This window comes from Nocardia seriolae NBRC 15557 (assembly GCF_007990715.1).
In the GTDB taxonomy this organism is placed as follows: Bacteria; Actinomycetota; Actinomycetes; order Mycobacteriales; family Mycobacteriaceae; genus Nocardia; species Nocardia seriolae.
Genome location: NZ_BJWY01000041.1, coordinates 13,341 through 27,616 on the forward strand (window position 1 = coordinate 13,341; position 14,276 = coordinate 27,616).

At 69.7% G+C, this 14,276-nt stretch carries 13 protein-coding genes; 10 read left to right on the forward strand and 3 right to left on the reverse strand.

What is annotated here, in order from left to right; genetic code table 11:
• Positions 1-163: 163 nt before the first annotated feature.
• Positions 164-1,519 (forward strand): family 1 glycosylhydrolase, encoded by a 1,356-nt coding sequence (locus NS2_RS14980; RefSeq protein WP_033088096.1) that lies wholly within the window; start codon positions 164-166, stop codon positions 1,517-1,519.
• Between the two features lie 31 nt (positions 1,520-1,550).
• Here NS2_RS14980 and NS2_RS14985 read toward each other — a convergent pair whose 3' ends face one another.
• Positions 1,551-2,228: a MerR family transcriptional regulator gene (locus NS2_RS14985; protein ID WP_147207187.1), complete on the reverse strand. Its 678-nt coding sequence runs from the start codon at positions 2,226-2,228 to the stop codon at positions 1,551-1,553.
• A 100-nt stretch (positions 2,229-2,328) separates the two neighbouring features.
• On the opposite strand from NS2_RS14985, the gene NS2_RS14990 reads away from it, so the two are divergent.
• The gene (locus tag NS2_RS14990) at positions 2,329-4,053 is read left to right on the forward strand and encodes a GMC oxidoreductase (protein WP_033088094.1); all 1,725 of its coding nucleotides are present in this window, start codon (positions 2,329-2,331) and stop codon (positions 4,051-4,053) included.
• An 82-nt stretch (positions 4,054-4,135) separates the two neighbouring features.
• On the opposite strand, the gene NS2_RS14995 is transcribed toward NS2_RS14990, so the two are convergent.
• Positions 4,136-4,594, reverse strand: coding sequence for an HAD family hydrolase (locus NS2_RS14995; RefSeq protein ID WP_235263964.1), 459 nt, complete (start codon positions 4,592-4,594; stop codon positions 4,136-4,138).
• Positions 4,595-4,839: 245 nt separating this feature from the next.
• On the opposite strand from NS2_RS14995, the gene NS2_RS15000 reads away from it, so the two are divergent.
• The 5 genes from NS2_RS15000 to NS2_RS15020 all read left to right on the forward strand — a co-directional run bounded on the left by NS2_RS15000 (position 4,840) and on the right by NS2_RS15020 (position 10,845).
• Positions 4,840-5,391 carry a DUF2599 domain-containing protein gene (locus NS2_RS15000; protein WP_045437693.1) on the forward strand — a complete coding sequence of 184 codons (552 nt, stop codon included), beginning with the start codon at positions 4,840-4,842 and terminating at the stop codon, positions 5,389-5,391.
• 144 nt (positions 5,392-5,535) lie between these two features.
• Positions 5,536-6,834 (forward strand): aminotransferase class V-fold PLP-dependent enzyme, encoded by a 1,299-nt coding sequence (locus NS2_RS15005; protein ID WP_081985936.1) that lies wholly within the window; start codon positions 5,536-5,538, stop codon positions 6,832-6,834.
• Positions 6,831-8,093: a heavy-metal-associated domain-containing protein gene (locus NS2_RS15010; RefSeq protein ID WP_033088091.1), complete on the forward strand. Its 1,263-nt coding sequence runs from the start codon at positions 6,831-6,833 to the stop codon at positions 8,091-8,093. Before NS2_RS15005 ends, NS2_RS15010 begins: the two co-directional genes overlap by 4 nt.
• Positions 8,090-9,520 carry an alanine racemase gene (locus tag NS2_RS15015; RefSeq protein ID WP_033088090.1) on the forward strand — a complete coding sequence of 477 codons (1,431 nt, stop codon included), beginning with the start codon at positions 8,090-8,092 and terminating at the stop codon, positions 9,518-9,520. The genes NS2_RS15010 and NS2_RS15015 overlap by 4 nt, the downstream gene beginning before the upstream one ends.
• Positions 9,520-10,845 (forward strand): pyridoxal-phosphate dependent enzyme, encoded by a 1,326-nt coding sequence (locus NS2_RS15020; protein WP_033088089.1) that lies wholly within the window; start codon positions 9,520-9,522, stop codon positions 10,843-10,845. Before NS2_RS15015 ends, NS2_RS15020 begins: the two co-directional genes overlap by 1 nt.
• A 37-nt stretch (positions 10,846-10,882) precedes the next feature.
• On the opposite strand, the gene NS2_RS15025 is transcribed toward NS2_RS15020, so the two are convergent.
• Positions 10,883-11,335, reverse strand: coding sequence for a hypothetical protein (locus NS2_RS15025; protein ID WP_147207188.1), 453 nt, complete (start codon positions 11,333-11,335; stop codon positions 10,883-10,885).
• Between the two features lie 199 nt (positions 11,336-11,534).
• Between NS2_RS15025 and NS2_RS15030 the strand changes: the two genes are divergently transcribed.
• The 3 genes from NS2_RS15030 to NS2_RS15040 all read left to right on the forward strand — a co-directional run bounded on the left by NS2_RS15030 (position 11,535) and on the right by NS2_RS15040 (position 14,215).
• The gene (locus tag NS2_RS15030; protein ID WP_033088087.1) at positions 11,535-11,810 is read left to right on the forward strand and encodes a hypothetical protein; all 276 of its coding nucleotides are present in this window, start codon (positions 11,535-11,537) and stop codon (positions 11,808-11,810) included.
• Between the two features lie 87 nt (positions 11,811-11,897).
• Positions 11,898-13,766 carry a Na+/H+ antiporter gene (locus tag NS2_RS15035; protein ID WP_096490559.1) on the forward strand — a complete coding sequence of 623 codons (1,869 nt, stop codon included), beginning with the start codon at positions 11,898-11,900 and terminating at the stop codon, positions 13,764-13,766.
• 143 nt (positions 13,767-13,909) lie between these two features.
• On the forward strand, positions 13,910-14,215 hold the full coding sequence (locus NS2_RS15040; RefSeq protein ID WP_033088085.1) for a transcriptional regulator: 306 nt from the start codon (positions 13,910-13,912) through the stop codon (positions 14,213-14,215).
• Positions 14,216-14,276 lie beyond the last annotated feature (61 nt).

Genomic DNA, 14,276 nt, shown 5'->3' on the forward strand with positions numbered 1-14,276 from the left:
GCCTCGCACCGGTTTTCCGGACCGGAAAACCGCCGCGCGACCGGCGCGGTCTCGGAGCAATCGGTCGGTGCGACACGCCCGCCGCTGACCCGGAATTCAGCTAACTGACAGCTACGCTCCGAATCGGGACATTCCGACCACCGGTCCCGGAGGAGGAGCCCCGATGCGCAGACGCCTGCACGCCCTCGTCCTGGCCGGGCTCGCCGCGGCCGCGACGCTGCTGCCGGTGGCCGGTGTCGCCCACTCCACCCCGCCCGCCCCGCCCGCTCCGGGTGCGCGCGGCGGGCTGGGACCGGATTTCCTGTGGGGTGTGGCCGCTTCGGGCTTCCAGTCCGAGGGCCATGCGCCCGACAGCAACTGGATGCACTACATCGACGCCAACTCCGGCTGGGACCGCTACCGCAATTCCATCGACTTCCGCTCCCGCTACCCCAATGACATCGCCCTGGCCGCGAGCCTGGGGGTCAAGGTGTTCCGCATCGGCATCGAATGGGCGCGGCTGCAACCCGAGCCCGGGGTGTGGGACGAGGAGGGTTTCGCCTTCTACGACCGGGTGGTCGACGACATCGTGGCCAATGGCATGGAACCCATGCTCACCCTGGACCATTGGGTGTACCCGGGCTGGGAGGCCGAGCGCGGCGGCTGGCGCAATCCGGAGATGGTGGCCGATTGGCTGAGCAATGCCCGCAAGGTGGTCGACCGCTACACCTCGCGAAATCCGGTGTGGGTCACGGTGAACGAGCCGGTCGCCTACATCCAGCACGAGGTGCGCCAGAACGGCACCGACGCCGACGCGATGCTCGACAAGGTCGCCCAGGTGCACAACGAGATCTACGACTACATCCACCAGGTGCAGCCCAACGCGCTGGTGACCAGCAATGTCGGGTATGTGGCGGGCGCGGAGTCGCAGGTCAACGGGCCGCTGGTGGAGCGCATCGGCGACAAGCTGGATTTCATCGGCGTGGACTACTACTTCGCGCCCGAGTCGCCCAAGTCCAATGCGGTGAATCTGCCCGACGGTTCGGCCGCGCCGCCGGCGGGGATGTGGGACCTGCCGATCCGGCCCGAGGGCATCTACTATGCGCTGCAGCATTATTCGCAGAAGTTCCCGGGTAAGCCGCTGTGGGTGGTGGAGAACGGGATGCCCACCGAGAACGGCATGCCACGCGCCGACGGCTACACCCGCTCCGATCACCTGCGCGACACCGTGTACTGGCTGACCCGGGCCAAGGCCGACGGCATGAACATCGTCGGCTACAACTACTGGAGTCTCACCGACAATTACGAGTGGGGTTCCTACGCACCGCGTTTCGGCCTCTACACCGTGGACGCGCTCACCGATCCGAACCTCGCGCGCAAGCCCACCGACGCGGTGGACACCTACCGCCAGGTCATCACCGCCCACGGGGTCCCCACCGGATACGAGCCGGTCCGCTTCCCGGCGGAGTGCCATCTGGTCGATCCGCCCGCCAGCTGCGACTCCCCCGTCACCGTCCCCAGCGTGGCCCCGGCTCCGTGAACCGGTCGGGCCCGGCGTGATCGGGTCGGGCTCAGCGCTCGCCTTGGCGCACCGCCCGCTCGATCTCCTCGACCAGGGTGGACCCGCCGACCTCGTGCGCCGCGGCCCGGAACCGATCCCGGAAGCGGTCCAGGTCGTAGCCCACGCCCTCGCCGCTGTACTCCGCACCCGAGGCCTCGCGAATGACCCGGACCATCTCGTCCGCCAGCGCGGCGATGTGAGAGCGAATCAGCTTGCGCAGCACGCCCGACAGGGCGATATCGGTGCCGACGTCGTAGAGGATGAGCGCGCCCGAGAGCATGGCCGGTTCCGGCACCCGCCACCGCTCGCCGTACGCCTCGAGGTATCCGGCCGCCATCAGATCGTCGAGGATCTCGGCGCGGCGATCGCCGAGCAATTGCGTCAGGGCGGCGTCGTCGAGGATCGTGCCCGCCTCGGGGTCGCCGCTGTAGCCCGGATCGAAGACCTCGCGCCAGTCCCCGTCCCCGGGCACCTCGGCGTCGAACACCTCGCGGATCGCGTCCAGGCGCAGCCCGCGCGCCTGCATGGCGGTGATCGCACGCAGCCGCTCGAGGTGCTCGGGCCCGTACACCGCCTCCTTGCCGGCCCGCCCGGGCTTGGGCAGCACCCCGACCGAGTGGTAGTAGCGGATGGTGCGGGCGGCCACCCCGCTGAGTTCGGCGAGTTGCAGACGGCTGAATCGATCCACGCGAACAGCATAGAGACCGCTACCGGCCGACGTTGACACCCACAACTGTCCGCATTAGCGTAACCGCCGCCACACTGTCGACGACGACAAGGGAGAATCCATGACCCAACGCGACACCGATTTCGACGTGCTCATCGTCGGGTCCGGATTCGGCGGCAGTGTGAGCGCGCTGCGCCTGACCGAGAAGGGCTACAAGGTCGGGGTGCTCGAGGCCGGTCAGCGCTACGCCGATGACGAGCTGCCCGAGACCAGCTGGGATCTGAAGAAGTTCCTGTGGGCGCCCAAGCTGGGCTGCTACGGCATCCAGCGCATCCATCCGCTGCGCGACGTGCTGATCCTCGCGGGCGCGGGCGGCGGCTCGCTCAACTACGCCAACACGCTCTATGTTCCGCCCGCGCCGTTCTTCGCCGACCCGCAGTGGCGCGAGATCACCGACTGGCACGACGAGCTCATGCCCTACTACGAGCAGGCCCGCAAGATGCTGGGTGTGGTCACCAACCCGCACATGACCCCGGCCGACGAGGTGTTCAAGCAGGTCGCCGACGACCTGGGCGTGGGCGACACCTTCGTGCAGACCCCGGTCGGGGTGTTCTTCGGCGAGGCGGGCAAGACCGTGCCCGACCCGTTCTTCGGCGGCGCGGGCCCGCGCCGCACCGGCTGCATCGAATGCGGCGAGTGCATGACCGGCTGCCGCCACAATGCCAAGAACACCCTGGTCAAGAACTATCTGTATCTCGCCGAATCCGGTGGCGCGCAGGTGTTCCCGATGACCACGGTCACCACCGTGCGCCCGCTGTCCGACGGCACCTGGGACGTGGAGACCGCCCGGACCGGGGCGTGGGTGCGCAAGCGGCCCAAGACCTACACCGCCAAGCACGTGATCCTCGCCGCGGGCACCCGCGGCACCCAGCAGTTGTTGTTCGCCATGCGCGACAAGGGCGTACTGCCGCAGCTGTCGCCGCGACTGGGTGTGCTGACGCGCACGAACTCCGAGTCGATCGTGGGCGCGGCCACCCGCAAGGTGAATCCGGAGGTGGACTTCACCCGCGGTGTCGCCATCACCTCCTCGATCCACCCGACCCCCGACACCCATATCGAGCCGGTCCGCTACGGCAAGGGCTCCAACTCGATGGGCCTGCTGCAGACCCTGATGGTCGACGGCGGCGGGCGTATTCCACGCTGGCTGCGCTTCCTGGCCACGGTGCTGCGGCACCCGCTGATGCTGCTGCAGTTCATGTCGGTGAAGAACTGGAGCGAGCGCACCATCATCTCGCTGGTCATGCAGCATCTGGACAACTCGATCACCACCTACACCAAGCGCGGACTGTTCGGGCGCAAGCTGACCTCCAAACAGGGCCACGGCGAACCGAATCCGACCTGGATCCCGGTCGGCAACCAGGTCACCCGCGCGGTGGCCGAGAAGATCGGCGGCGTCGCGGGCGGCTCCTGGGGTGAGGTGTTCAATATCCCGCTGACCGCGCACTTCCTGGGCGGCGCGGCCATCGGCGCGGATCGCGAGCACGGTGTGATCGACGCCTACCACCGCGTCTACGGCTACCCGACGCTGAGCGTGGTCGACGGTGCCGCGGTCTCGGCGAACCTGGGCGTGAACCCGTCGCTGACCATCACCGCGCAGGCCGAACGCGCGGTGGCCATGTGGCCCAACAACGGTGAGCTCGACACCCGTCCCGCCCAGGACGCGGGCTACACCCGCATTGCACCGGTTGCACCTGTGCATCCGATGGTTCCCGCGTCCGCCCCGGCCGCGCTGGTCCTGCCGATCGTCGAAATCCGCGGCGGCAACGCCGAATCCACGCCCGCCTGAGGACCCCACGCCGATACCCACCGGCCCGCCGATCGATCACGATCGGCGGGCCGGTGCGGCATTGCCGTGATCGGCGGCGCGGTCAGCGGGCGTGGATGTGGGCCATCGGGGAGGTGGGGGGCGGGACGTCGCCGACGGGGGCGTGGAATTCCTGCAGCGCGGCAAGGACATCCACGTGGCGGGCGGCGTAGCAGCGGACCTGGGGCAGGGCGTGGGCGACCTCGCTGCGTTCGAGGGGCTCGGCGTCGATGTAGCCGACCTGGTCCAGGCCCACGCCCAGGGTTTCGGCGATGCGGGTGATGGCCGCGGATTTGCGGCCCCAGCCGACCTCGACCGCGGCGAAGCGCTCGGACACGCCGTGGCGGCGCAATTGTTCCACCGTCCAGGCCCATTCGCCGCGGGAGGCGACGGCGTGCATGACGCCGCGCTCACCGAGAATGCGCAGCGAGCGCGCGGCCTCGGCGCGCAGCGCTCCGGCGCTGGAGTCGCTCACCACCCCGTCCCACAGGGTGTTGTCGCATTCCCACACAAGCAGTTTCACGTTCGCGGCGTTCATCGAGCCCCTACCAGTCAGCAACCATCCGGTACCAAGGGTGCCGGACGGTCCCCTCTTTCACGAACCGCCCTGCGCGTGCCATCGTAGGGGCTGTCTGGGCCAATGCACCAGCGCGGGCATGTTTCGGAACGCTGAAGTTCCTTCTGCCCAGCGGGTTCGATACGTGTCTGATTGCCGCTGGTAGCGTCGGATGCGGGTGGGATGGATCGATACGAAAGGGGCGATTGCCCATGCGGCGGCGCTGGAAACTCGCGGGCGGCCCGCCCGTGCTCGCACTGGCACTGGTACTTACCGGTTGCGGTGCGGCCGAGGAGTCCGCGCCGGTGGTGGTGAGTTCGCTGACGCTGGCCCCGCCGGCCCCCGCGCCCACCTCCGCCGCGGCGGCCGGGCAGCCCTCGGGTTCGGCCGCGCCCGTGCCCGGCCCGGCGCCGACCGCGCCGGTGGCGGGCGTGCCGACCGTGGACCCGTTCCCGGATCAGGCGCTCATCGACCACGCCGACTGGACCGATGACATCGACGGCCGCCGGTTGCGCATCTACCCGACCACCGCCGGGCGCAAGGACCGCTTCCCCGCCGCCCTGGACCGGGCGTGGCAGGAGGTCCTGACCGCGGCACCCGATGCCGACACCCCGGGCATGTACGACCAATTCCGTTGCCACTGGGAGTGGGCGCGGGTGGTCGCGCCCGACAAGACCAGCTGGAACATCGAACCGTGGCGGCCCGCGGTGGGCTACGACGCGACGGTGGCGGCCATGTGCAATCCGGGCGGCCCCGAACGCTGATCCGGTTCCTGCCCGCGGTAACGAAGCCGTTGCGACGAAACCGGTTGCCCGCGAGAACCTTCGAGCGCAGCAGCAATTGTGCGTATCGTGGAAAAGAACCAGCGCTGGTGTGGTCCAGCGCGACTTCTGGGAGGGAGGGCACCGGTGCACGCCTGGGCGCCCGCGACCTCTACACCCACGCCGTCCGCCGTCCCGGATCCGGCGTGCCCGGGGGTGCGCGAGCTGTTCCCCGCCCTGGGCCGGACCTCGGAGGTCTACCTGGATTCGGCTTCGACCACCCAGAAGCCGCTGCCGGTGATCGACGCGGTGCGCCGGTATCACAGCGAACACACCGCCAATGCCGGGCGCGGCACCTATCCGTGGGCCTCGCAGCTGACCCGGAGCGTCGAGCAGGTGCGCGTGGCGATGGCCGAATTCATCGGGGCCGCACCGCAGGAGGTGGTCTTCACCGGCGGGGCCACGGCCGGATTGAACGCGGTGGCCCTGTCGTGGGCGTTGACGAATCTGCGCGACGGCGACGAAATCCTCTACAGCCCACGCGATCACGCCTCGAACGTGTATCCGTGGCTGCGGTTGCGGGGGTTGCTGGGCGGTTTCGGGCGCACCATCCGGTTGGTCCCGTATCCGGTCACCGCGCTGGGCGAGGCCGATATCGAGGCGCTGGCCGCGCGGATCACCCCGCGCACCCGCTTGATCACCGTGAGCCATCTGCATCACGTGTTCGGGGCGCTGACCACCCTCGAAGAGCTGCGCGGGCGCATCGATCCCGCGATCGCGCTGTGCTTCGACTGCAGCCAGTCCGGTGGGCATCTGCCGGTGCGGGTGGACGAGCTGGACGCGGATTTCGCGGTGTTCTCCGCGCACAAGATGTTCGGCGCGCCCGGGCTGGGGGTGCTGTACTGCCGCGCCCGACGCCACGGCGAGCTGACGCCGTTCCTGCCCGGCGGCAATTCGGCGGTGGCACCGGATGATTCGGGTCTGCTGAGCGGGCCGATGCCGGGGTTGCTCGAGGGCGGCACCCACAACCTGCCCGGCATTCTCGCCCTCGGCGCGGCCCTCGAGGTGCTGGACGAGCTGGGCGTGGCGGCCATCGCCTCCCACAATCGGGCCCTGACGCTGCGCTTGATCGCGGGCCTGCGCGAGATCGCGGGGGTGGAGTTCCGGCCCGGCCCGGCCTACGCGCCGTGTGCGACCGGCTACGGGATCGTGTCGTTCACCCTGGCCGGGATCAGCGCCACCGATCTGGGTTTCGTGCTCGGCGAGCTGGGTTTCCTGGTGCGCACGGGCGCGCACTGCGTGCCCACCGGCACCGAACCGACCGACCGGGATTCCGCGGGGGCCGACGAGGATTCGGTGCGGGTGTCCACCCACGTCTACACCACCTTCGACGAAATCGACCGGTTCACCGAGTGTGTCGCCACGATCGCCGAGGAGGTCTCTTGAGCACCACCGGCCCCGAACCCCGCTACGACCGCCGCGCCGCCTCGCGGGTGCTGGCCGCGCTGGCCCGGCCCGGATTGGGCGCGGCCCCGGTGCTACCGGAGCCGGCGCGCATCGAATACACCGCCGCGGCACTGAAACCGGAGCCGGGCTCGCAGCTGACGCTGTCGCAGCGGCTGTATCTGGAACGGTTCATGCGCCCGTGCCGTGCCGACCAGGTGACCAGCGCCAGCCATCGCATCGCCTGGACCGACAGCGACGGCATCCCCAATACCGGGCACTACCGCGCCGGGGGCCTGGGCCCGATCGTGCCGATCGCCATGCGCGAGACGGTGCTGACGCTGTGGCACGCGCTCGCGGCCGATACCGCGCTGGCTCAGCGCATATCGGAGCTGAGCCCGCGCGAGCAGGCGGTGCTCGAGGGCGCCACCACCGATCACCGGCCGCACGAGATCTTCCGGGTCGGTATCGAGGCGGCCGGGCGAGCGCTGGCCCAGCACGCGCTGCTGGCGCGCTGGACCCCGTATCGCAGTGCGGCCGAATTCGCGGTCGGGATGCGGGATTCGGGCCTGTACTCGGCGGTGGCCACGCGCTGGTACTGGGAGTTGCAGGCCTCGAGCTACCGGCGCGGCATGATCGCGGTCACCCTGGCCACCCAACCCGATGGGACCGTTCGGTATTCGGCGGAGACGGTGGCGACCCTGCGCGCCATGAAGGACATGACCATCGAGGACGCGCACCGGGTCATGCGCCGCGCCACCCATGTCGAGGGACTGAGCGTGGCCGAGGCCATCGCCAAGTATCACGACGAGCTGGATCTGATCTCCCGCCAGTACGCGCTGCTGCCGCCGGGGACGCGGCCCGCGTGCCTGGCGGCCATGCCCCATCCGCTCGACGGCGAGCACTACAGCATCCTGCCGGTGGTGATCGACAAGTTCACCGACGTGTTCACCCGGCTGGTGGATCGCCTCACCGTCGCCGAGGTCCCGGCCCAGACCGGTTCGGAGACCGGCGAACTGGCCACCGAGGACCGGATCTTCTATGTGCCCGACATGACCTGCAAGCATTGCATCCGCACCGTGACCGGGGTGCTGGAGTCGATGAGCATCGGCGTGAGCGAGATCGACCTGATCAGCAAACGGGTGATCGCCGATTTCCGCAGTCCGCGCAACCGCCACCGCGCCTTCGAGGCCCTGCGCGACGGCGGTTACAACCCGACCCTGGTCACCCCCGCGCCCGCGGCCAGCGAAACCGCCGTATGACGGCTGATGCGCCGCCGGGACTTCCGGCGAAGATGCATGCGCTGGTGCGGGCCTTCGTGGCCGCACCGGGCGCGGTCGAGGCGGCGGTGGCCGAGTTCGGCTCGCCCGCGCATCTGGTGTTTCCGCAGGTGTTCGCCGAGAACCTGGAGCGGATGCGGGCGGTGCTGGCGGCGCGGGTGAGCGGGTTCCGGATCTGCTACGCGCACAAGGTGAATCAGTCGCGCGCGTTCGTGTCCACCGCCGCCGCGGCCGGGGTGGGCATCGATGTGGCCTCGGCCGCGGAGCTGCACAGCGCGCTCGGGGCCGGGTTCGGCGCGGCCCGGATCGAGGTGACCGGACCCAAGGGCGAGGCGCTGGTGCGGGAGCTGGTGGAGGCCGGGGTGACGATCAATGTGGACAACCCGTGGGAGCTCGAACGCATTGCCGCGCTGACGGCCCCGGGGGCACGGGTGCCGGTGCTGGTGCGGGTGTGCGGGTTCGAGGGGAGCCCGGTGAGCCGGTTCGGGGTGCCGGTGGGGCGCATCGACGCGGTGTTGAAGACGCTGTGCGCGGAGCGGGAGCGAATCGAGTTCCGCGGGTTCGCCTTCCATCTGGACTCCGGCGAGCCCGCCGAGCGGATCCGGGCGGTGGACAGTTGCCTGGGGTTGACCGAGCGCGCCTACGCGGCCGGGCTGACACCGTCGGTACTGAACATCGGCGGCGGATTCCGGCAGGTGTTCACCGCGGATGCGACGGCATTCGATGCGTATGTGCACGCGCTGCGCGAATCGCTGCTGGGTCGCGGGGAGCAGATGACCTGGGGCGGAAACACTTTCGGGTTCCGCGTCGAGGACGGCGCGGTGCACGGGACACCGGTTTTTCACAAATACGCCAACATTGTGGATGCCGACGAGATGCTGGCCGATCTGCTCGATACCGGCCTGGACGCGCACGGGGGCCGCACGATCGCGCAGATCGCGGCGGAGAACCTCCTCGACATCTGGCTGGAGCCGGGTAAGGCGCTGGTGGATCACGCCGGAATCACGGTGGCGCGGGTGGAATTCGTCAAGGAGACCGCCGACGGTGCCACGCTGGTCAATCTGGATCTGAGCCGCGACACCGTCACCCCCGCCGATCAGGAGGTGATGGTGGATCCGATCCTGATACCCGCCGGTGCCCACGAGGCCGCGAATTCGGCTGTCACGGGGGTGTTTCTGGCCGGGCGACTGTGTTTGGAGCGGGATCTGATCACCAATCACCGGGTGTGGCTGCCGCGGTGTCCCGCACCGGGGGATCTGCTGGTGTTCCCCAATACCGCCGCCTATCACATGGATTTGTCGGCAGCGCGCGCATCGATGCATTCGGTGCCGTCCAAACTGGCCGTGGCGCGACGGTCGGGGACGTTTGCGGTCTGCCGCGACGTCGACTACCGGCACGAGGTGGGCTGATGCGCTACGACCACATCACCGAGCTGATCGGCAATACCCCACTGCTGCGGCTGGATCCGGGCGTGCACGGGCTGGCGCACGTGGAGCTCTACGCCAAGCTCGAGTTCTACAACCCGTTCGGGTCGGTCAAAGACCGGGTCGCGTGGGGCATGATCCGCGACGACCTCGACGACATCGTGGCCCGCAAGCAGGGCTTCATCGAGGCCTCGAGCGGCAATACCGCCAAGGCGCTGCGGGTGCTGGCCGCCATGCACGGGCTGCGGCTGCGCGCGGTCACCAATCGCATCAAGGTGGCCGAGGTGCGAGAGCTGTTGCAGCTGTTGGGCACCGACATCGAGGAGCTGCCCGGTTTGTCGGAGTGCCCGGATCCGACCGCGCCCAACGATGTGTACTCGGTCATCGAGTCGACCATGTCGCGCACGCCCGGCGCGTGGTATCACCCCTCGCAGTACACCAGCGAGAAGAACATCGAGGCCCACTATCAGGGCACCGGGCGCGAGATCCACGAGGATCTCACCCGCGACGGCATCAACCGGGTGGACTACCTCATCGGCGGGCTGGGCACCACCGGGTCCACCCGGGGCACGGCCACGTTTCTGCGCAAACACAATCCGGGCCTCGAGACCATCGCGGTGGTCTCCGAGCGCGGCGATTTCATCCCCGGCATCCGCTCGGAGACCGAGATGTGGGACGTGGGCCTGTTCCAGCCCGACTTCTACGACCGCATCATCGCCGTCGAGGCCGGATACGCCGTCGACGCCACCTTGCGACTGGCCACCGGCCACGGCGTGCTGGCCGGGCCGACCAGCGGCGCCACCTACGCCGCGGCCCTGGATTTCCTGAAAACCGTGCCGCCGCGGCCGGATCCGCTGATCGCGGTGTTCATCGTCTGCGACCGCCTCGAGCCCTACCTGTCCTACATCCGCAAGCGCCGCCCCGAACTGTTCGGCAGACCCGGGCGCGCCCCAGCCCCCACCGCCGCCGAACTGGCCGCCACCCCGACCCTGTCCCCCGACGCCCTCGAAGACCTGGACCGCGCCGCCCGCCCCACCATCGTCGACACCCGCGGCGCCATGGCCTACCGCATCGCCCACGTCCCCGGCGCACTCAACATCCGCGACGACCAGCTCGACGACATGCTCACCCAGGGCGTCCCCTTCTCCCGTTCCCGCCCCGTCGTTTTCGTCTGCCCCGTCGGCGAGCTGTCCCTGCGCTTCGCCGCCCTGGCCCGCCGCGCCGGCTACGACGCCTACAGCCTCGCGGGCGGCATCACCGCCTGGCGCGATGCGGGCAAGCCCATGGAGTCGGCCCCGCGCCCGGACTGACCCCCGAGTCGGCAAACAGCGCACCTGCCTCCGCGTTTCACAAGGAGGCACAGGCGGCCGTCACGGCCAGCGGCAGATTGTCGGCGCGGCATCCGTACCACTTCTCGTCGATCGAGCCGTCGCGGACACGAAGAACATCCGATCCTCTGCTGTATCCGAGGAGCTCGAGGGTGAGGGACTTGGTGGTGAGGGATTGCAGCGTCACCGTCGAACCGTTCACACCGTACGTGTATGACCTCGACGTCTGGAGCGTGCCGCCCATCGCGGAGCCCTGATAGAACGTCGCGTCCGCCTCGTTCGTGTCCGGCGTGAACTTCCATAGCACGTAGTACCTCGAGTTGCCCTGTGTCGGTGCCATCCACACAGCTGATGCGGGCCCATAGGGTGCGGGATCGGACGAATCCCCCCACGCGGCCGGGACGGTGGCACCACCACCGGCCCCCAGCACCAGTCCTGTGATCACGGCGGCGAGCACTCGCAGAGTTCGCATGACAACCTTCATGTGTCCGTCACGTACTGACACAGCGCGACGGATTGACGTTATCGGCCAACGCAATTCGCTTGCTGCCGGTTCAGTCTGGCAGGTCCCGGTGCGGTCCGGTGGCTTTCAGCGCGTTGGGACCGCGCCAATTGGCCTACGCGGCAGCCCAACCCCGCCGACTCGGCGACTCGGGCCCGGACGCGCTAAGGTGCGCGGGGTCGAGTTCAGCAGTCTGGCAGGGAGTTTCATCATCAGCGTCGAGCGAACCGCGGGGTTGCCCGTGGGCCTGCATGTCACCCGTACTGTCTGCAACGCGGCCGCGGGGCTGTGTTTCGGCGCGGGGGTGGTCGCCATTCTGGTCGGTGGTTATGCCGATGCGGGGGTGGATTTGAAGCTGGTCGGGGTCGGGCTGTGGGTGCTGGCGCTGATCGCGCGGATCGGGGTCTTCGCGATTTCGCGCTCGCGGGCCGGACACGCCGACTAGCTCGCCGGGGGCGCGCCGGGCGGGGCGGGTGTTCGCCAGTGGCGAGCCGATGCCGGGATTGCCCGGCGCTGCTGGCACGATGTTCGGGTGGAGTGGGCGTTCGGACTGGTCGTACTGGTGTCGGGGGCGGTGGCGCTGGCCGCGGGTGCGCGGCGGCTGGGGCTGGGTGAGCCGTTCGTGCTCACCGTGGCCGGGGTGATCGCGTCGTATCTGCCGTTCGTGCCGGAGTTCGACATCGAACCGGAGCTGGTGTTGCTGGGGCTGCTGCCGCCGCTGCTGTACACCACGGCGATCCGTACCTCGCTGGTGGATTTCCGGCCCAAGAAGGTCTCGATCACGCTGCTGTCGGTGGGGTTGGTGCTGTTCACCGCGTTCGCGGTGGGCGCGGTGGTGTATTGGCTGCTGCCGGTGCCGCTCTCGGCGGCGGTGGCGATCGGGGCGATCGTGGCCCCGCCCGACGCGGTCGCGGCCACCGCGGTGGCGCGGCGGGTGGGGATGCCGCGGCGGATCGTGACCCTGCTCGAGGGCGAATCACTGTTCAACGACGCGACCGCGCTGGTGACCCTGCGGACCGCGGTGGCGGCCATGGCGGGCAGCGTGACCCGGTGGGAGGCGGGCGCGGATTTCATCGGCGCGGCCGGGGGCGGGGCGCTGCTCGGGGTGGTGGCGGCCACGGCGCTGGCGTTCCTGCGCCGGCGCATCACCGATCCGGTGCTCGATACCAGCGTGTCGCTGCTGGCCCCGTGGATCGCGTATCTGCCCGCCGAGGCGGTGCACGCCTCGGGGGTGATCGCGGTGGTCACCTGCGGGCTGATCCTGGGCCACGGCGCCCCGCGGTGGCAGAGCGCGGCCTCGCGCATTGCCGAGCACACCAATTGGCGCACCATCCAATTCCTGCTCGAGAGCGCGGTTTTCCTGCTGATCGGGTTGCAGGTGCGGCATCTGGTGGAGGCGGCCTGGCACAGCGGGCTGCCGCATTCGACGCTGATCGCCACGTGTGTGGTGGTGCTGGTGACCGTGATCGTGGCACGTCCGGTGTGGGTGTTTCCGACGACGTATTTCGCCTGGCAGGTGGAGGGGCGGCGGCAGGGCAAGCCCAAACCGCCGTGGACGGGCCCGGCGGTGGTGGCGTGGGCGGGCATGCGCGGGGTGGTGACCCTGGCCGCGGCGCTGCTGCTGCCCCCCGACACACCGGAATTGGCGACGCTGCAATTGCTGGCGGTCGTGGTGGTGGGCGGAACGCTGCTGCTGCAAGGGCTCTCGCTGCCCACGCTGGTGCGGGTGCTGCGCCTGCGCGGGCCCAGCCGCGCCGAGGATCTGTTGCAGGAGGCCAACCTGTTGCAGCAGGCCACCGCCGCGGGGCTGAAAGCGCTCGAGGAGAACATCGCGCCCGAGACCCCGCCCGATGTGGTCGATGCCCTGCGCAACCGGGCGGTGGTGCGTGCGCAGTCGGCGTGGGAGTTGCTGGGCCGCTCCGAATCCCAGCGCGTGACCCCCAGCGGCGAGTACCGGCGCCTGCGGCTGGCCATGCTCGGCGCCGAACGCGACACCGTGCTGCGCGTGCGCGATTCGGGGCAGATCGATCAGGAGGTGCTGCAGGCGGTCATGGCCACCCTCGACCTCGAGGAATCCACCATCGACCGCATCGCCGAGGCCGACGGGGACGACGGCACTCCCCTGAGCGCGCCGGTCACCGCCGGAGCCTGCGAGCATCTGCGCGAAGCGCCGTGCGTGCGCGTGCCCGACACCCCCGACGCGTGCGGTGAATGCCTCGACGAGGGGCTGGTGTGGGTGCATCTGCGCATGTGCCTGACCTGCGGGCATGTGGCCTGCTGCGACTCCTCGCCGGGCAATCACGCCACCAAGCACTTCGACGACACCGGCCACCCGGTCATGCGCAGTGTCGAACCGGGCGAGTCGTGGCGCTGGTGCTATCTGGACGAATTGCTCGGCTAGGCAGCGGGTTCGACCGGCACCCCTTGACTTTCCTACCGGGAAAGTGGACGCTTGCTTTCCAAGCGGGAAAGTAAGGGAGGAATCATGGACGGCATCACTCCGGATCAGGTCCGGGCCGCACTCCTGCGGGGCCGGGCGCGGGCATGAGCACGGCACGCTTCGACGAGTTGATCCATCCCAGCACCCGGCTCAACCTGGTGGCGACGCTGGCCGCGGCGGACTGGGCCGAGTTCGCCTTTCTCAAGGAGCGCCTCGAGCTCTCGGATTCGGCGCTGTCCAAACAGCTTGCGACGCTGGAGGACGCGGGGTACGTGGCCACCGAGCGGCGTCTGGACGGCAGCCGCCGCAAGGTCCGCGCGCGCCTGACCGCGACCGGGCGCGCCGCCTGCGACGGCCACATCGCCGCCCTGCGCCAGATCGCCGCCCAGGCCACCGCATCCCAGCAGTGAGGCGCCGCTCGCGCCCCGGCCATGGCCTCGGCCGGTCAGGCTCGGCCGGGGCCTCGACCGG

Bases quoted from the DNA above. Each gene is read 5' to 3' on its own strand.
- NS2_RS14980 (WP_033088096.1), top strand. From the start codon at position 164: ATGCGCAGACGCCTGCACGCCCTCGTCCTGGCCGGGCTCGCCGCGGCC.
- NS2_RS14990 (WP_033088094.1), top strand. From the start codon at position 2,329: ATGACCCAACGCGACACCGATTTCGACGTGCTCATCGTCGGGTCCGGA.
- NS2_RS15000 (WP_045437693.1), top strand. From the start codon at position 4,840: ATGCGGCGGCGCTGGAAACTCGCGGGCGGCCCGCCCGTGCTCGCACTG.
- NS2_RS15015 (WP_033088090.1), top strand. From the start codon at position 8,090: ATGACGGCTGATGCGCCGCCGGGACTTCCGGCGAAGATGCATGCGCTG.
- NS2_RS15020 (WP_033088089.1), top strand. From the start codon at position 9,520: ATGCGCTACGACCACATCACCGAGCTGATCGGCAATACCCCACTGCTG.
- NS2_RS15025 (WP_147207188.1), bottom strand. From the start codon at position 11,335: ATGCGAACTCTGCGAGTGCTCGCCGCCGTGATCACAGGACTGGTGCTG.
- NS2_RS15040 (WP_033088085.1), top strand. From the start codon at position 13,910: ATGAGCACGGCACGCTTCGACGAGTTGATCCATCCCAGCACCCGGCTC.